General features: G+C 44.2%; 17 protein-coding genes and 1 other annotated feature. Of the genes, 3 read left to right on the top strand and 14 right to left on the bottom strand.

Annotated features, from left to right (window positions below; translation table 11 throughout):
- Positions 1-74 precede the first annotated feature (74 nt).
- The 8 genes from ileS to AC0VYE_RS14490 all read right to left on the bottom strand — a co-directional run bounded on the left by ileS (position 75) and on the right by AC0VYE_RS14490 (position 7,759).
- Entirely contained in the window at positions 75-3,173 is a 3,099-nt protein-coding gene (ileS, locus tag AC0VYE_RS14525) for an isoleucine--tRNA ligase (RefSeq protein WP_475448829.1), read from the bottom strand.
- A gap of 46 nt (positions 3,174-3,219) precedes the next feature.
- Positions 3,220-3,521 (bottom strand) — a binding site (T-box leader).
- A gap of 79 nt (positions 3,522-3,600) precedes the next feature.
- The gene (locus AC0VYE_RS14520; protein ID WP_076268175.1) at positions 3,601-4,098 is read right to left on the bottom strand and encodes a DivIVA domain-containing protein; all 498 of its coding nucleotides are present in this window, start codon (positions 4,096-4,098) and stop codon (positions 3,601-3,603) included.
- A 96-nt stretch (positions 4,099-4,194) separates the two neighbouring features.
- Positions 4,195-4,977, bottom strand: a complete 783-nt coding sequence (locus tag AC0VYE_RS14515) for a YlmH family RNA-binding protein (RefSeq protein ID WP_076268174.1) — start codon at positions 4,975-4,977, stop codon at positions 4,195-4,197.
- Positions 4,978-4,995: 18 nt separating this feature from the next.
- Positions 4,996-5,262, bottom strand: a complete 267-nt coding sequence (locus AC0VYE_RS14510; protein ID WP_054027981.1) for a YggT family protein — start codon at positions 5,260-5,262, stop codon at positions 4,996-4,998.
- Between the two features lie 10 nt (positions 5,263-5,272).
- Positions 5,273-5,722: a cell division protein SepF gene (locus AC0VYE_RS14505; protein ID WP_076268173.1), complete on the bottom strand. Its 450-nt coding sequence runs from the start codon at positions 5,720-5,722 to the stop codon at positions 5,273-5,275.
- A gap of 2 nt (positions 5,723-5,724) precedes the next feature.
- Positions 5,725-6,444 carry a YggS family pyridoxal phosphate-dependent enzyme gene (locus AC0VYE_RS14500; protein WP_430060840.1) on the bottom strand — a complete coding sequence of 240 codons (720 nt, stop codon included), beginning with the start codon at positions 6,442-6,444 and terminating at the stop codon, positions 5,725-5,727.
- A gap of 3 nt (positions 6,445-6,447) precedes the next feature.
- Positions 6,448-7,299 (bottom strand): peptidoglycan editing factor PgeF, encoded by an 852-nt coding sequence (pgeF, locus tag AC0VYE_RS14495; protein ID WP_475448825.1) that lies wholly within the window; start codon positions 7,297-7,299, stop codon positions 6,448-6,450.
- A 178-nt stretch (positions 7,300-7,477) separates the two neighbouring features.
- Positions 7,478-7,759, bottom strand: a complete 282-nt coding sequence (locus tag AC0VYE_RS14490) for a YlmC/YmxH family sporulation protein (RefSeq protein WP_076268170.1) — start codon at positions 7,757-7,759, stop codon at positions 7,478-7,480.
- A 178-nt stretch (positions 7,760-7,937) separates the two neighbouring features.
- Here AC0VYE_RS14490 and AC0VYE_RS14485 point away from each other — a divergent pair, with 178 nt between their 5' ends.
- Positions 7,938-8,504 carry a TetR/AcrR family transcriptional regulator gene (locus AC0VYE_RS14485; protein WP_475448823.1) on the top strand — a complete coding sequence of 189 codons (567 nt, stop codon included), beginning with the start codon at positions 7,938-7,940 and terminating at the stop codon, positions 8,502-8,504.
- A 16-nt stretch (positions 8,505-8,520) separates the two neighbouring features.
- On the top strand, positions 8,521-8,949 hold the full coding sequence (locus AC0VYE_RS14480; RefSeq protein ID WP_475448821.1) for a DUF3995 domain-containing protein: 429 nt from the start codon (positions 8,521-8,523) through the stop codon (positions 8,947-8,949).
- Between the two features lie 54 nt (positions 8,950-9,003).
- On the opposite strand, the gene sigG is transcribed toward AC0VYE_RS14480, so the two are convergent.
- From sigG to spoIIGA, 3 genes are all read right to left on the bottom strand, one after another.
- Complete coding sequence (gene sigG / locus AC0VYE_RS14475) at positions 9,004-9,786, bottom strand: RNA polymerase sporulation sigma factor SigG (RefSeq protein ID WP_054027974.1); 783 nt, start codon at positions 9,784-9,786, stop codon at positions 9,004-9,006.
- A gap of 104 nt (positions 9,787-9,890) precedes the next feature.
- Positions 9,891-10,613 carry an RNA polymerase sporulation sigma factor SigE gene (gene sigE / locus AC0VYE_RS14470; protein ID WP_054027973.1) on the bottom strand — a complete coding sequence of 241 codons (723 nt, stop codon included), beginning with the start codon at positions 10,611-10,613 and terminating at the stop codon, positions 9,891-9,893.
- 38 nt (positions 10,614-10,651) lie between these two features.
- A complete protein-coding gene (gene spoIIGA / locus AC0VYE_RS14465) occupies positions 10,652-11,635 on the bottom strand; it encodes a sigma-E processing peptidase SpoIIGA (protein ID WP_475448818.1) in 984 nt (327 codons plus the stop codon).
- 440 nt (positions 11,636-12,075) lie between these two features.
- Between spoIIGA and AC0VYE_RS14460 the strand changes: the two genes are divergently transcribed.
- Positions 12,076-12,759, top strand: a complete 684-nt coding sequence (locus AC0VYE_RS14460) for a DNA-binding response regulator (RefSeq protein WP_475448816.1) — start codon at positions 12,076-12,078, stop codon at positions 12,757-12,759.
- A 680-nt stretch (positions 12,760-13,439) separates the two neighbouring features.
- Here the strand turns inward: AC0VYE_RS14460 and ftsZ are convergent.
- The 3 genes from ftsZ to AC0VYE_RS14445 form a co-directional block, all read right to left on the bottom strand.
- Positions 13,440-14,555 (bottom strand): cell division protein FtsZ, encoded by a 1,116-nt coding sequence (ftsZ, locus tag AC0VYE_RS14455; RefSeq protein WP_076268165.1) that lies wholly within the window; start codon positions 14,553-14,555, stop codon positions 13,440-13,442.
- 119 nt (positions 14,556-14,674) lie between these two features.
- The gene (ftsA, locus tag AC0VYE_RS14450) at positions 14,675-15,916 is read right to left on the bottom strand and encodes a cell division protein FtsA (protein WP_076268164.1); all 1,242 of its coding nucleotides are present in this window, start codon (positions 15,914-15,916) and stop codon (positions 14,675-14,677) included.
- A 236-nt stretch (positions 15,917-16,152) separates the two neighbouring features.
- On the bottom strand, positions 16,153-16,905 hold the full coding sequence (locus AC0VYE_RS14445; protein WP_076268163.1) for a cell division protein FtsQ/DivIB: 753 nt from the start codon (positions 16,903-16,905) through the stop codon (positions 16,153-16,155).
- Between the last annotated feature and the right edge of the window lie 108 nt (positions 16,906-17,013).

Raw genomic sequence — 17,013 nt, 5'->3', positions numbered from 1 at the left:
CAGTCGTTTGCTGCAGCTGTCGGAAGGCGACGGCCTCGTTTTTTTCGCTTGTTAATTTCCTTTATACTATAACCCTATCCGCGGATGAAAATCCCTATTTCTTTTTCGCCAAGCACAACTTTCTCCATCCCCGGCTCATCACCATAAGTGACGGTTTGAACAAGCACGTTGTCTTGAAGCACTTGTGCGAACGCATCCAGCGCCGCTTTGAGCTCTGCGTCTACATCAAGTACAAGATCGATGCGCTTCTCAATTGGCAGATCGAGCTTTTTGCGTGTATCCTGAACGGCGCGAATCACTTCACGAACCCAGCCTTCTTGCTCAAGCTCAGCTGTAATATCCGTATTCAGCGCTACAGTTACACCGTTGCCAGATGCAGAAGCGAAACCTGATTTCGCTTGCTTCTCAACCAACAGCTCATCAACAGTGATTGACAGCTGTTCGCCTTCTGCACTTGTGAAGTCGAAGCTTCCGCCATTTACGATGCTTCGAGTCTGTTCTGCTGATAGTCCTTTTAGCTGACCTTGAATAGGCCCAACGTTTTTACCGTATTTTTTACCGGCAACTTTAAGATTCAGCTTAAGGGTAAAGTCAACAAATCCACTGTCTGAATTTTGTACGGTAATAGCTTTTACATTTATTTCATCCTTCACGATATCCTCGTAGTCTGCTACGTTGAAATCACGATCAAGCGATACGATTAGCTCCGACAAAGGCTGGCGCGTTTTGATTCCTGTTTCGTTCCGAACGTTGCGAGCAAGCTCAACGATTTGTTTTGCACTTTCCATATCGCGCTCCAACGTCTCATCAATAAGCGTTTCATCCGCTTTCGGATAATCAGCCAAATGAACGCTGCCTGCTCCGCCAAGGTTTCCGAATACATCCTCTGCAAGCAAAGGTGCATAGGGAGCGATCAGACGCGAGAGGGTAAGCAATACGCTGCGCAAAGTTTGATAAGCGGCTAATTTATCATTTGTAAGCCCGCTTCCCCAGAAACGATCACGTGAACGGCGGATATACCAGTTGCTCAGCTCGTCAACGAAAACCTCAATCGATTTAGCTGGATTAAGGAAATCATTTACTTCAAGACCCTTGTTCACTGTATTAATCAAGCTGTTCAGACGTGAAATGATCCAGCGATCCAGCTTGTTGTCTGATTTGATCTCTTCATGCGCTGTGTAGTCAAAGCCATCGATTGAAGCATATAACGCGAAAAACGCATGTGTATTTACAATCGTATCAATGACTTTCGATTTCGCTTCGCCAACAATGCCGCGTGAGAAGCGTTTGCTGTTCCATGGCGCGCTGTCTGCAAGCAATGCCCAGCGGAACGCGTCCGTTCCATATTCGTTGATGATTTCCCAAGGGTCGATTACATTGCCCTTAGATTTGGACATCTTTTGCCCGTTCTCATCCAAAATATGGCCAGTCGAGATAACCGCTTTATATGGCGCTTTACCATTATACAGAGTAGAAACTGCAAGCAAGCTGTAGAACCAGCCGCGCGTTTGGTCAATACCCTCACAGATAATGTCTGCTGGATATTGCTCAGCGAATTGCTGCTCGTTCTCAAACGGATGATGATGCTGAGCGAACGGCATCGAACCGCTGTCGAACCATACATCGATAACTTCAGGTGTACGCGTCATTTCAGCACCCTCAGCGAAAGGTGATTTTAGCTTAATATCATCCACATACGGTTTATGAAGCTCAATGTCTTCAGGCACATCGCCAATCGCCATCGCACGCAGATCAGCAATACTGCTTGGTGAATACTCCTTGCCTGTTACATCGCAGACCCAAACGTTAAGCGGCGTACCCCAGTAACGGTTGCGGCTGATGTTCCAATCAACCAAATCCTCCAAAAACTTACCAAAGCGACCTTCACGGATATGGCCAGGATACCAATCTACGCTGTTGTTATTGGCGATCAACTGATCCTTAACCGCTGTTGTTTTAATAAACCAGCTTTCCATCGCATAGTAGATGAGCGGCGTTTTGCAGCGCCAGCAGAATGGATAGCTATGCTCGTAGCGCTCCTTCGAGTAAAGAAGACCGCGTTCACTAAGGTTTTTGACGATGTCAATATCAAGCTCAGCGTCTTTCACGAAACGTCCTGCAAAGTCAGTAACCTCTGACGTATAGCGACCAGCCAAATCAACAACACTCAGCATGCTGATTCCGTTGTCGCGTGAAACTCGGTAGTCATCCTCACCATGTGCTGGTGCGATATGAACGATACCCGTACCGCTAGTGTCGCTAACGAAATCGCCTGCAATAACGATGTGGCCTTTTTCTAGGGCAACGTATTGGAATGGCGGCTCGTAGCTAAGACCAACAAGCTCAGCGCCTTTCAATACGGATAGAACTTCATAATCTTCTTTAAGAACGCTCTCCGCTAGATTTTGAGCAACGATATAAACTTCACCGTTTTTGGAAGCACGGATATAATCAAGCTCTGGATTTACGGCTAACGCCACATTTGCAGGAAGCGTCCACGGCGTAGTTGTCCAAGCAAGAACGAATTCTCCCGATTCCACTAGCTTAAACTTCGCTGTTGCGCTTAGATCCTTAACATCCTCATAACCTTGTGCAACCTCGTGTGAGCTAAGCGTCGTTTGACAATCCGGGCAATAAGGACTTACGCGATGACCGCGGTACAGCAGACCTTTTCCGTGGATTGACGATAAAATATGCCATACACTCTCGATGTACTCGTTTTTAAGCGTGATATATGGATTGTCTAAATCCGTCCAATACGCGATGCCTTCTGTTAGCTCACGCCACTGCTTCTCATATTCAAATACGCTGTCTTTGCATTTTTTCACAAACTTCTCTACACCGTATTCTTCGATTTCCTGCTTGCCGGAGATGCCTAGCTGCTTCTCAACTCCAAGCTCAACCGGCAGTCCATGCGTATCCCATCCTGCTTTACGGATAACACGGTATCCTGCCATTGTTTTGTAGCGACAAATAAAATCCTTAATTACGCGGCCAAGTACATGACCGATATGTGGTGCTCCATTAGCGGTAGGCGGCCCTTCATAAAATACAAAATTCGGCTTGCCTTCCCGGTTTGCTATTGATTTTTTAAACGTTTCATCTGTTTTCCATTGCTCCAGCACTCGCAGCTCACGGGTGCGGGCACGTTCCTTAACGTCTACGCGTTGCATCGCTTCAGCCTCCTAATTTAAACAAAAATAAAGCCTCATCCCTATGAGAAGGGACGAGGCTTAGTCGCGTTACCACCCTTGTTCCGCACTGCTGCTGAAATCCAGCAACAAGTTAATGAGAGCAGACAGCTACGTTCAGCTGTGCTTCATGCGGCACCTTAGTCGCGAACATAATATTCGCGTTCCCTGTAACGGGGGACAGCCGTCAGCACTTACTGCTGCTTACGCAGGTTCAGCACCGCTTCTCAGAGAGGATATTCCGCAATAGCTCACACACCGGGCTTTCAGCTGCCGCCGGCTCTCTGAGGAGTGAACTCAAAACGTACTTGTTCTCATCAACGAAGTTTAGATCATCAATTAATTACTATTAGTTATAGCGTAACAACAGGCCAAATGTCAAATGGCATTTCGCCTGTTTATAAAAAAACTAGCCGCGAGTCAATTCATGCTCGGTTTGTCTTACATGCGGCTCCAGCGTATCCCAACCATCTACGGAAAGCAGTTCAAGCTGAGCTTCTACAAGTGTACGGAAACGAGCACGGTATACGGAAGCTTGTTTTTTAAGCTCTTCTACCTCAAGAGAAACCTTGCGAGACTTGGCAAGTGAATCATTGATAATTCGATCAGCATTTTTCTCTGATTCCTTAATGATCAACTGTGCTTCCTTCTTCGCGTTGTTTCTTACTTCATCGGCTGCTTCTTGTGCAACTATAATCGTTTTGCTAAGCGTTTCTTCGATATTCGTAAAATGATTCAATCTCTCCTGCAAGCCTAATACTTGGTTTTGCATTTCTTTATTTTCACGAATGAGCGATTCATAGTCTTTGATGACCTGATCTAGAAATTCATTAACTTCATCCTCATCGTAGCCACGCAATCTCCGACCAAACTCTTTGTTATGTATGTCCAATGGCGATAACGGCATTGGGGCACCTCCTTATGGTATTTGGAACATTCGTAACCGAAAATACACGATTTGATGAGAATAATTCGACAACTACAGGAAAATTCCTGCAATCATTCAAATAAATTTGCCGATCTTTACTCGAATTCTGCCTTTTTTTGTCACGCCATCCACCTCTAGTACTTTAAATCGGCCAAGTCCTTTGAATGACACAACGTCACCCGCTCGAAGCTGCTCGGATGGGTCTTCTTCCGATTTCCAATTCACCCTGCATCTTCCTGCCCGAATCGGATCAACGATTTTGGATCTGCTTATGCGATAAACATCGCTCGCAATCCCGTCCAATCGCATAGAAGCAACTGACAAACTCATTTCCTCCAGCTTAACCAAAGCCGTCTGAAGCTCAGATAGTGGAAGTACGTCTGTCAGCACATTAATCCGATGAACCTGTCTTAGATGGATATTCAAGTAATCCGCAATTTCATCCATAACAATGATATGACAAAAATGCTCATGCACATGTATGTCACCAATTCGGTCACGTTTTATACCAAGTCCAAGCAGTGCTCCTAAAAAATCACCATGATCTAATTCCATTTGGGCTTGTCCCGGTCCATTAACTACAAGAACAGATATGCCAGCATTTTCGTCATCCAAATTCCGATAATCTGGACCTATAATGGCTCGTCTACGCTCAGCTTGATCATAACCGCCGTCAAACCGGACATTAACATCAGGGTTGCGATTTGCCAAAATAGTCAATATTTGTGCTTGTCTTGGGTCTAAAAAATCGGTCCGCTTCAGCTCATGCTGCTGTGCGGACCGCTCTATCCATTCCTCCGCCCGATCTACGAAAGGTTTCTCGTCGGGATGGAAATGATCGTATATTCCTTGTTTCATTTAAACTCATTCCTTTAATCAAATAAAAAATCCGATTACTGCAATCAGGCCATACGCTACAAATTGCAATGCGAACACGGCAAGGATTGGCGATAGATCCAGCATGCCTCCGATTGGCGGAATAAACTTTCTGAAAATACCTAAGTATGGCTCAACCAGCTTACCTAGAAATACGCCGATAAAGCTTTCACGAGCGTTAGGCAACCAAGATAGCAGCACATAACCAATGATCATAAACGTGTAAATTTTTTGTACCAGCATCACAATACTATAAACTTCATCCATTAACTCAAGGTCACCTCATTTTGTTGTAGTCGTTCTCCTCCGCCAGCATTTCCGTTATAGCACCTTGAATTTCGACTGAATCCGGCGTACAAAGAAAAATATTGGGTCCTAGCTTAGAGATGCTTCCGCCTAAAGCGTACACGGTACCGCTTAGAAAATCAACAATTCGAACAGCAAGATCGCTGCGAACACGTTGAAGATTCACGATTACTGCACGGCGTGAACGCAAATGATCAGCAATTTCTTGCGCTTCATCATAAGACCTTGGCTCGCTAAGTACTACCCGGACATTCTTCTGTGAATGAATGCTGACGACATTATTGCTCTTCGTGTTTTTACGTGCCTCGAAGGGAGAAGTTTCAGCTTCTTGTTCTTCCTGCTGTACAACACGTTCTCTCTCTACAACTTCTTCTTCATCTTGCAAGCCAAGAAAACTCATAAAGCGGTTCATGACGCTCATCCCTATTCCTCCTCTTTCCCTACTAATATCGTACCAAGGCGAATCCATGTCGCTCCTTCTTCGATGGCAACCTCAAAATCATTCGACATGCCCATTGATAACTGGGTGATGGTGTTTGGATGTTCCGAGCGCCGCTCTAATTCATCCCTCAGCTCTCGCAATGCTCTAAAGACGGGTCTCGTTTGCTCTGGTTCGGCTTCATAAGGAGCCATCGTCATCAAACCAATTGGCTTGATCGAATTAAACTTAGCAAGCTGCTCCACAAAGGGAAAGAGCTCGTCTGGATTAATGCCTTGCTTGGAATCTTCCCCAGATACATTTACTTGAATAAAGCAAGGAACGATAATCCCTAGCTGGGAAGCACGCTTATTTATGGCTTCAGCAAGCGATAGCCTGTCCAACGAATGCATGTATGTAAACTTCCCAATGACGTCCTTCACCTTATTCGTTTGCAATGAACCGATAAAATGCCAGATAGGCTGATCCTCTGCTGCTAGATCATCACTGCCGCTTATCGCTTCCCACTTCGCCTGTGCGTCCTGCCAACGATTTTCACCCAAATGAAGCAAGCCTTGCCCTAGGGCAGCCTTCGTGGTATCTAAAGAAACATATTTCGTAACAGCAATAATTTGAACTTCATCTCTGCTGCGCCCGGCACGCTCGCAAGCTTTCTTAATTCGCTCTTCCACAAGCTCAATTCTATTCTCTAATGTGAATGACATGTTTCACCTCTCCCGAATGCCGATCCAACTGGCCATTCGGCCGGTTAAGCCACCTTCTTTGCGATGAGAAAAAAATAAATCCCGTCTGCATCCAGTGCACCACTCTGTTAATTCGATACGTATCGGCAAAATTCCTGCTTTTATCATAATCTGTCGGTTTATTTCTTTCAAGTCTAAGTTCGCTTTGCCATTCTCGCTCAGCTTAAGCATGGAATCCGCTTCTTCTTGCGACAAGCTCAGATCAGTCAAAAGCGCCTGTACTTGCTCTATGACCGGACCATCCACCTCATAGCAGCAGCCTCCTATAGAAGGCCCTATCGCTGCCACAAGCGCTTTAGGGTCGGTTCCATATGCTTGCTCCATTGCTTGTACCGTTTTTACAGCAATCTGCTGGACGGTTCCCTTCCAACCGGCATGGGCAAGCGCCACCGCATCATGCTCTGGATCATAGAAATACAATGGGACACAATCTGCGTAAAAAGAAGTCAGCAGCACCCCAGGGACATTTGTCATGATAGCATCACAATCCCTGAGCACATCGTCCAGACTATTTCTACCCTTGCCTTTATCTGCTTCAGTCACTTGCCATACCCGGTTCCCATGCACCTGTTCAGCACATGTCCATGCTTCAAATGGCCAGCCGATAGCATCGGTCAACAATCGCCTATTCGATATAACCGCAGCATCTTGATCCTTGACGTGCAAGCCCATGTTTAACGATGAAAAGTGGCCTTCGCTAACCCCGCCTTGACGTCCTGTAAACCCCGCGTTCAAACGATCATAACGTGATTCCCATTCAGACAATAAAAAAAGCGAAGGTCCCTTCGCTGATTGATTATGTTTAAAAGATTCCATTTGTTCACCTCTTAAAGGTTTGCGAAGCAAACCTACTTCGTAAGCATAAGCTTAGGTTTGCGAAGCAAACCTACTTCGTAAGCATAAGCTTAGGTTTGCAGAGTAAACCTACTTCGTAAGCATGAGCTTGGGTTTGCAGAGCAAATCAGCTTTGCTGGTATAGTCACAGTTTAGCGTTTTATGAGCGAGCGTGCAAATCTTCTTCCTCGGAACGAAGCTGTTTCGTGTCATCCATTCGAACGAGCACAACGTCTGCCCCAATTTTCACAATATTGCGCCATGGAATAACGACTTCCGTGCCGCCACCGCCAAACATCCCCAAAAACTTAGTATACTGCGGCACCACAATAGAATCGATCCGACCTTGCCGCAGATCAAGCTCCAAATCCGTTATTTGACCCAGCTTTTTTCCGTCCACAATATTAATAACGTCCTTTGTTTGAAAATCAGATATTTTCATTTCCGCTCACCACTTTTCAAGTAGAGTGATCACCCGTTTGTCTCTCCTATAACTATATGTGGAAATCGCCCAAAATGTCCTTCTTATCAAGAAAAGGAGCCTCTTATTTCAAAATTTGATTTTTATGTACGATAGCGTACAATAAAAGAATATCAAAGGATCGAATAAGGAGCATATCATGCCAAAAATCGTCGCAACGGAACTCGATTGGATCAATCTTGGACTGCAAAAATTTGCTGAAGGGGGTATCGAAGCTCTCGTTATCGAACAGCTCGCTAAGCAGTTAAACAGCAGTAAAACCAGCTTCTATTGGTATTTTAAAAATCGTATTTTGTATGTGGATCGTATTATTCATTACTGGCATGAACAAACAACCACATCAATCATCGCTCATATTCAGCAGCATGACTCATTAGAACCGAAGCAAAAGGTACACCAGCTGCTCAGCGTCATGTTCAGCACGATAGAAGGAAAAGATTTTATTTATCATTTCCGAAAATTAGGATCGACATCGCCTGCGTATGCCGATCTGCTTCAGCAAATTGAGCAGCAGCGCTTGGATTATATGAGCGGCTTGCTCATTGCGTGCGAATTATTAGAAGATGAGGCAAAGAATACATCTGAACTCTTATACAGTTATTACTTAGGATGGTACGAACGAAATAAACATCGTACTCTCAATCCAGAAGAAACCAAGAAGCAGATTGACCTGCTTATGCCGTTTATTGAAAAAAATCATTCATGACACGGAGGGATATGTGATGCAATCGTTATTAGCAGCGCTCATTAGTGCGATGTTGTTCGTCATCGGCGTAATACATATATATTGGGTGTTAGGCGGTCGGCATGGAATCTCCATTGCTGTCCCGACAAAGAATTACACATCTCAGCCTCTTTTTAAACCTCGTCCTGTTGGAACGGCAGCTGTTGCAGTACTTTTCTTTGCGGGCGCTGCATTCATTCTCATGTTTGCTGATATTATCCCTGTCATCGGACCAGCATCGCTGCCCTCCATTGCAGCCTGGGCACTTGCTATTGTTTTTTTGGCTAGAGCAGTTGGTGAATTTCGTGCTGTCGGGTTGTTCAAAACGATTCGAAATACGCATTTTGCACGAATGGATACGTATGTTTACTCTCCGCTTTGTCTGATCATCAGTTTCTTATCTTTTTGGTTGATGATTATTGGTTAGTCCCCTTCAATAAATCACATAAACAAAAAAACGGTGCCGAGAGGCACCGTTTTTTTATGTTTTTACATGCTTTTGCATTTGCTGAATAGCCGATTTTTCCAAACGAGAAACCTGTGCCTGTGAGATGCCGATTTCATCGGCTACCTCCATTTGCGTCTTGCCTTCGAAAAAGCGCATCGACAAAATCATTTTTTCACGGTCGTTCAGCTTATGCATAGCTTCCCGAAGCGCGATTTCCTCGATCCACGATACGTCTTTGTTTCGTTCGTCACTAATTTGGTCCATAACATAAATAGGATCGCCGCCGTCATGGTAGATCGGTTCAAACAATGAAACAGGATCTTGAATGGCGTCCAGTGCGAATACGACATCTTCCTTCGGAACGTTTAATGCTTCCGATATTTCAAAAATCGTCGGTTCGCGTGAATTTTTGTTCGTCAAGCTATCCCTAACTTGAAGCGCCTTGTAGGCAATGTCTCTCAAGCTGCGTGATACGCGTATAGGGTTGTTGTCACGCAAGTAACGGCGTATTTCCCCGATAATCATCGGTACGGCATAGGTGGAAAATTTGACATTTTGGCTAAGGTCGAAATTATCTATCGCCTTCATAAGTCCAATGCATCCGACCTGGAATAAGTCGTCTACAAACTCTCCCCTATTGTTAAACCGTTGTATAACGCTAAGCACTAGCCGCAGATTACCGTTAACTAATTTCTCTCTTGCTGCCCACTCATTACGGGTTTGCAATGCCGTAAACAATTCTCTCATTTCGACATTATTAAGGACAGGCAGTTTCGCGGTATCCACTCCACAGATCTCGACTTTATTTCGGGTCAACGTGATTACCTCCCAAGGAGAAACATTAATGTACATTATCTCCTCAGGAGTCCTTTTTATTCCTATTGCGACATCGTTCGACAACTGTAAGCAGGATGCGGGATCTAAACCATTTTGTTAAATTCTTTACGAAGCCTTTTAATAATTCGCTTCTCAAGGCGTGAAATATAGGACTGTGAAATGCCAAGTAGATCAGCAACATCCTTTTGTGTTTTTTCCTCACCGTCGGCAAGACCGAAGCGAAGCTCCATAATAATTCGTTCACGCTCTGACAATTTATCAAGCGCTTTGTGAAGCAGCTTGCGATCTACCTGCTCTTCAATGTTACGGTAAATCGTGTCATTCTCCGTTCCGAGCACATCCGATAGAAGCAGTTCATTTCCATCCCAGTCGATGTTAAGCGGTTCATCAAAGGACACTTCGGTACGCGTCTTGCTATTGCGGCGCAGGTACATCAATATTTCATTTTCAATACAACGCGAGGCGTAGGTGGCCAGCTTAATCTTTTTCTCAGGATCAAAGGTGTTAACCGCCTTAATTAGACCTATCGCGCCGATTGATACGAGATCTTCGATATGAATGCCGGTATTCTCAAACTTACGAGCGATGTATACGACTAGCCTTAAATTACGTTCGATTAGCATTGCGCGAATAGCCGTATCGCCGGTAGGCAGTTTTTCCAGCAAATATTCTTCCTCTTCACGTGTTAGGGGAGGCGGTAATGCCTCACTGCCACCAATGTAATAAATTTCTTCACTTTTTAATCCGAATAAAAACATCACACGATAATAATATAACTGAAGGATCAGTTTGTACTTGACGAGCATCTGGCCCATCCCTCCTCGTTTGTATGAGCATACGTTCGTTACTGTTGTACCATAGACGGATGGATAATGGCTCGATATGCCCCATCAGACGTTAACTTACCGCCGTCAAGCCCGATAAGCACCTTCCGCGTTTCAAAAACTTGTCCTTCCCTAGTAATTTCAACCGCATCCGGCTTTATCGCTAGCATGAACTGTGACCCTCGATTAACACCTCTGAATGGTACAAGACGAAGTCGATCTTGCCAAACAAAGGTGTGCTCATCCATTCCCGCTACAAGACGATCCACTTGTGCATCTCGTATGCTATTCAACCACGATTCAGGTAAATCATCTTGCCACAAGGATGCCTCCATCACCATGACCGGTGTCCGTGTAAGTGGATCATACAGCTGATTGCCGGTGTCGATCAGGCCTATGCAGGTTTTTATACGTTCTCCAATCATAATTTTCACTTCTGCCAAATGAGTTTGCACCAGCTCCCTTTCTCTTTTTTGCGTCAATACGGCACGGTATATATACAATCCGATACATAACGCAGCAATCAAATAAAACAATCCCATCTTAAGCTCCACACGCATGTTTCCGTTTACGAACATCATCGTTTTCCAAACCTCACGGGACCCCTGCATGAACAAATAATAAAGTCCAAGCACAGCTCCAGCAGCCACAAAGTTAACAGCATAAAACGCTGCAACATTCCTCATATAGTGCTGAATCGAGGCAAAGCCAAATGCAATCCATAAAATCAATAACGACGTAGCAACCTTAACTGCAAATGTGAATAAAAAAGATAATTGTGGAAAAAGCATTAAAACGACATAACAAGCTCCGACAGCAGAAGCCAATAATACTCGCCAAGGCTTCGGTTTAAGATGACGTGCCCAAGCAGTAGTTAATAGAATAGCACCGTCAACGAGCAGCTCTCGCAAAAACATAACATCAACATAAACAGCCACTTCGGTCACCTTCCTGCAACTGGCGGTAAACGGCCTGCAGCCGGCACCCGGGAGAACGATTGACACTAGTATATTAAAATCCTATTTCAAAGTCTGTCTATTCATGACGGCATGACATATCTTTTTTTGTCGAGTAGGAGTATAAAAAACGGCAAGTCTTTTACGTTTAATTTTGCAGAGGCTTATATCTTTAGCTCGTCCTATTTTGCTAACCGTTCATTAACCTAGGGCTGCTCCTGTGAGGGATCACTCCTATGTCAGGCTGAATCTACCTTTTTGTTTCTTTTTGAGGTTCCCGCCATCACTTGTCATTGCTAAAATAATTTTCGACTAATTAAGCAGGCCGTATTTTTAAAAATACAAAAAAATTTGGAGTGGATACTTGTTCCACTTTGGCAATTAGATTATCATTCTAAATAGATAGAAGCAGTGAAGCACACCGCTTACTCGGGAGATCTCTCCCGCAGTATGCGGTTTTTTTTATTTTCCGGAGGAGGATGATAAATTTGTCGTTTCAATCGGTATATGAATGTTGGCTGGAACTTCATCTAAAAAAGAGTAGTGGAGAAAATAGACGGAGGCTGGAGCAAGGACATGGACATGCTGAAAAATTATTTTTAGAAAAGGTATGGTATCCTGCCTTCCATCAACTTGAGGGACTTATTCCAGAGTTTGAGATTGCTGATTTTCGAGACGGCACTCGTTTTTTAGACTTTGTATATTTAAAATCAGGCTTGCGGCTAGCGATCGAAATTGATGGATTTCGCACTCATTCCTCAGAAATCACTCGCTGGCAGTTTTCAGATTCATTAATGCGTCAAAACCACCTTGTGCTCGACGGTTGGAAAATATTACGTTTTTCCTATGATGACCTAAAAGAAAAACCGCGAATGTGTAAGCAGCTTCTCCAACAATTTATGGGTAGGAGCTTAATTGGCAATAAACAAGTTACAAGCGCTGATGCATTCTTGCAGTTGGAAGTATTACGTTATGCTTCTCAACTACAGCATCCTATCCGGCCCACTGACGTCATAGATCTTCTAAAAATCAAAAAACGCGAAGCTCAAAAACTGCTTCACCGTATGGTTCTCAATCAAGCCTTGTTGCCCGCAGGAAATGGCACCCAGAGAATTCGATGCTACAAAGTAAACAAAGAGCAGCTGCATACTCTATTATTCACCTCACTTTAACAGGTACATTAGAGGGTTGTTAGCACTTACGAAATGCCCCTTCTCAACCTTGCTCATTCACCAATCATTGGTTGTAAGAACATATAGGTGCTTATTGGCAGCTAACTAAAGTTTCTTTCATGTTGTAAGAACCTATACGTGCTTACAGAGGCTTCTCTAGCTTGCTCATTCGCAAATAGTAGGCTGTAAGAACATATAGGTGCTTATTGGCTGCTAACCATGGTTTCTTTCATGTTGTAAGAACCTATGTGTTCTTACAGCAGCTTTTCTACCTTGCTCATTCGCCAAGCAATGGTTGTAAGAACATATAGGCGCTTATTGGCAGCTAACTATGGTTTCTTTCATGCTGTAAGAACCTATACGTGCTTACAGAGGCATATCTAGCTTACTCATTCACCAAGCATTGGCTGTAAGAATATATAGGTGCTTATTGGCTGCTAATCATGGTTTCTTTCATGCTGTAAGAACTTATACGCGTTTACAGAGGCTTCTCTAACTTGCCCATTCGCTAATCGTAGGCAAAAAGAACATATAGGTGCTCATTTGCAGCAAAATGAATTTTTCTTCATGCTGTAAGTGATATACGTGCTTACAGCTGCTTCTCCCCTTTTCTCAATCAATTTACAATCAAACAAATAAAAAAAGCCTCACCATAATGGCGAGGCTTAGTACAAAAAGTTTTAACGATCGTTGCGAGGGCGATTGCGCAAAAATGCTGGAATTTCAAGCTGGTCGCTTGAAGTGTTGCTAGCTCCAAAAGGCTTAACTGCATTGGAGCTGCCCTGTTGCCTTGTATCAACCGCTTCTGGCTGCTGTTGTGGAACACGACGTGCAGCTGGTGACTTGTGCTCGAAGCCCGTTGCTATAACGGTTACTTTAATTTCGTCCTTCAGATCTTCATCGATGATCGCACCAAAGATCATGTTCACATCTGGATCAGATGCTGAAATGACGATTTCAGCTGCTTCATTCACTTCATAGAGTGAAAGGTTGCTGCCGCCAGTAATGTTCATAATAACGCCGCGAGCACCGTCAATTGACGTTTCAAGCAGCGGGCTCATAATCGCTTTTCTCGCTGCTTCAGCAGCACGATTCTCGCCAGTAGCAATACCGATACCCATCAAAGCGGAGCCGCGTTCTGTCATAATCGTTTTTACGTCTGCAAAGTCAAGGTTGATTAGGCCTGGTACTTGAATAAGGTCTGATATGCCTTGAACGGCTTGACGGAGCACGTTATCCGCTTCACGGAAAGCTTCCAGCATTGGTGTCTTTTTGTCTACAATCTCAAGCAAACGGTCATTAGGAATGACGATAAGCGTATCTACTTTTTCTTTGAGCGCTTCAATCCCAAGCTCAGCTTGTCCAGCACGCTTGCGTCCTTCAAAGGTAAAAGGCCGAGTAACAACCCCTACAGTGAGTGCACCGCATTCGCGAGCGATTTCGGCAATAACCGGAGCTGCTCCCGTTCCCGTACCGCCGCCCATTCCTGCTGTCACGAATACCATGTCCGAGCCTTTAAGCTGGTTCATAATAATTTCGCGAGATTCCTCTGCAGCCTTGCTGCCTACATCAGGATTGGCACCCGCACCAAGTCCACGCGTCAGCTTATCGCCGATTTGCAGCTTATGCTCGGATTTAGCCAAATGCAGCGCCTGAGCGTCGGTGTTTACCGTAATAAACTCCACACCTTTAACACCATTTTCTATCATTCGGTTAACGGCATTGCTACCGCCACCGCCAACACCTATTACTTTTATTTGAGCAAGCTGCTCAAGCTCAAAGTCGAATTCCAACATCTTTCATTTTCCCCCAGTCAAGCGTAAACTGCTGATAACATCTATGAGACGGCACAGCAACGTTTCGCAGTAAAATATAAGTATCGTATAAAAGGTGAAACTTATATTATCTTAAATCCTCAAATAAATTCATTAAACATACTTTTAATCCGCTCGAACATACCGGGTTTAGTAGAAGGTGTTGGACTTGCTTTGCGGCTTGCCGTTTTCTTCACTGCTCCAGTTCCGCGAGCTCCCATATATTTTGACACATATTGAATCATGCCAACGCCGCTGCTATACGCCGGGTCTCTTACACCAATATAATCAGGGAGTGCAATTCGGACGGAAGACTCAAGCTCTGCCTGGGCCAAAGCGAGTGTTCCTGGCATCGATACAGTGCCACCGGTCAACACATAACCGTTAACCTTGTCACCATAACCAAGTCGACGTACCTCTTGACGAACTAAATGGAAAATCTCTTGCATGCGAGGCTCAATAATACTAGCAAGATCAACCTGTGAAAACTCTTTTTCCACATTGCTGCCCATTCGTGCTACTTTAAACTTCACATCTTCAGCTGCATCCATTACATTTGAACAGCCATATTTAAGTTTGATTTTCTCAGCTTGCTCACTTTGCGTGCGCAAGCCATAAGCTATATCATTTGTTACATATTCGCCACCAATTGGAAGCGTTGACGTAGCAGCTAAGCCGCCTTGGTCATAAATGGCAATCGTACATGATCCTGCTCCTATGTCAGTAAGAACAGTCCCTATCGATTTCTCATCTTTGGTGAGCGAAACCACGCCTGAAGCGAGTGATAACAAAATGACACCAGAAATACGAAGGCCTGCTTTCTCTACACAACGCATAAGGTTATGTATAGCAGTCTTCGTCCCCGTGACGATCGTCGCCTCAACCTCAAGGCGAACGCCAATCATACCGCGCGGATCGGAAATACCTTCCAAGCCGTCTACTAGATACTGCTTTGGAACCAAGTTAATGATTTCACGCTCTGGAGGGAGCGCCACTACTTTAGCAGCTTGTAATACTCGTTCAATATCTTCTTCACCAATTTCACGGTCCTCATTGGATACTGCAACGACGCCTCTATTGGTTTGCAAAGCAATATGATTGCCTTGAATACCAACATATACGTCTGATATTTGAATGCCTACCATGCGCTCCGCATGCTCTACGGCATTACGGATCGATTGCACAGTCTGGTCAATATCTACTATTGCTCCTTTGCGAATACCCTCTGAGTCGGCAGATCCAACTCCAATAATATTAATGGCTCCATTATTCACTTCACCAATAATAGCACGAACTTTGGATGTACCGATGTCCAAACTGACGATGATGTCGTTGCTGCTCATCTTGCGGCACCTCCGTTTCAAATAATTAATTATTTTACCACATGTTAAGGTCTTCCTACATATTCAACGCTTTTATTATTTTCCCTCTTTTTTCAACAAATTTTTAGTTATTTCTCGCTTTGTGTCGAGCACCGCCCCTTGCGATTCTCTATATTTCCTATGATTATCCAGCTTCATCGAGTATTAATGCATAAATAAAATTCTACCATTCTTTCAGACTATTGAGTAGTATAATTTTACTCAGAATCTATATTTTCTGGACTCTCACTTACGAAAGGCACATATGTATCCGCCAGAAGCATCGTGATCTTACCTGGCTCTTGGGTCTCGATTACTGCATTCAACGCTTCAATCTTCTCTGGAAGAACCGATACCGCTGTTACCACTTCAAATTTTGTGCGAGTGTACATCAGAATCCGATCGGGATAAGCGGTTGACGGAAATGGTAAAATCTCAGATAGGTCGGAGAGCTGCTTCGTCGATATTTTTGCAAGCTGCTTCGTGAGCTGTGCCTTTACGGGATCTCCATCTGTCCAGCCTGACAATACAGGCTTGTCCACAAGCTGCATTTCATCGCTGTCAGCCTCAACTGTCGTTCCATTTGTCAATAACGCTGTCATTTCCCCTTGCTTGGAGAGCTCGAATGCAACAACAGGAAACTCCTCTACATGAATCTTCACCACACCTGGAAATACCTTCGTAACCTTAGCCCCTTTAATTTGTGGCAATGTGACAATTCTATCTTCTATAGTAGAAGACGAAGTTCGAAAAAAAGCATCGCCAACCAAAATAGCAGCTGCCTTGCCTATTTCTTCTCTCGTTACGAATCTAGTTCCATCAATTTGGATTTCTGATATTTTGCTAATAGAGGAATTAAAAAATAATACAGCCAAAAGCGCCACAAACAATAATATAAGTATGGTCAACAGCTTCCGACTGCCCATTCTTTTTTTCGGTGGTTCCTTAAGTACTGGCATCTGTGCACTCATAACTTGTCCCTTCTTTCCCCAAAAAACATCCGGTTAACCTCTCCGCGTCAGCCTTCGCTTAGCATCAAAAGGGTACCGGCTGTTTCTATCTTGCAGCTCATGCGCATA

This window comes from Pristimantibacillus sp. Z349TD_6 (genome assembly GCF_056173205.1).
The sequence above is the reverse complement of the archived record's forward strand: the minus strand, read 5'-3'. Positions and strand labels throughout refer to the sequence as shown.

Coding starts and splice junctions, on each gene's coding strand:
- AC0VYE_RS14510 (WP_054027981.1), bottom strand. CDS start 5,262: ATGGATGAAGTTTATAGTATTGTGATGCTGGTACAAAAAATTTACACG.
- sigE (WP_054027973.1), bottom strand. CDS start 10,613: ATGCTCGTCAAGTACAAACTGATCCTTCAGTTATATTATTATCGTGTG.
- AC0VYE_RS14485 (WP_475448823.1), top strand. CDS start 7,938: ATGCCAAAAATCGTCGCAACGGAACTCGATTGGATCAATCTTGGACTG.
- AC0VYE_RS14445 (WP_076268163.1), bottom strand. CDS start 16,905: ATGAGTGCACAGATGCCAGTACTTAAGGAACCACCGAAAAAAAGAATG.
- AC0VYE_RS14490 (WP_076268170.1), bottom strand. CDS start 7,759: ATGAAAATATCTGATTTTCAAACAAAGGACGTTATTAATATTGTGGAC.
- ileS (WP_475448829.1), bottom strand. CDS start 3,173: ATGCAACGCGTAGACGTTAAGGAACGTGCCCGCACCCGTGAGCTGCGA.
- AC0VYE_RS14505 (WP_076268173.1), bottom strand. CDS start 5,722: ATGAGCGTCATGAACCGCTTTATGAGTTTTCTTGGCTTGCAAGATGAA.
- ftsZ (WP_076268165.1), bottom strand. CDS start 14,555: ATGTTGGAATTCGACTTTGAGCTTGAGCAGCTTGCTCAAATAAAAGTA.
- AC0VYE_RS14520 (WP_076268175.1), bottom strand. CDS start 4,098: ATGCCGTTATCGCCATTGGACATACATAACAAAGAGTTTGGTCGGAGA.
- AC0VYE_RS14480 (WP_475448821.1), top strand. CDS start 8,521: ATGCAATCGTTATTAGCAGCGCTCATTAGTGCGATGTTGTTCGTCATC.
- AC0VYE_RS14515 (WP_076268174.1), bottom strand. CDS start 4,977: ATGAAACAAGGAATATACGATCATTTCCATCCCGACGAGAAACCTTTC.
- ftsA (WP_076268164.1), bottom strand. CDS start 15,916: ATGAGCAGCAACGACATCATCGTCAGTTTGGACATCGGTACATCCAAA.
- pgeF (WP_475448825.1), bottom strand. CDS start 7,299: ATGGAATCTTTTAAACATAATCAATCAGCGAAGGGACCTTCGCTTTTT.
- AC0VYE_RS14500 (WP_430060840.1), bottom strand. CDS start 6,444: ATGTCATTCACATTAGAGAATAGAATTGAGCTTGTGGAAGAGCGAATT.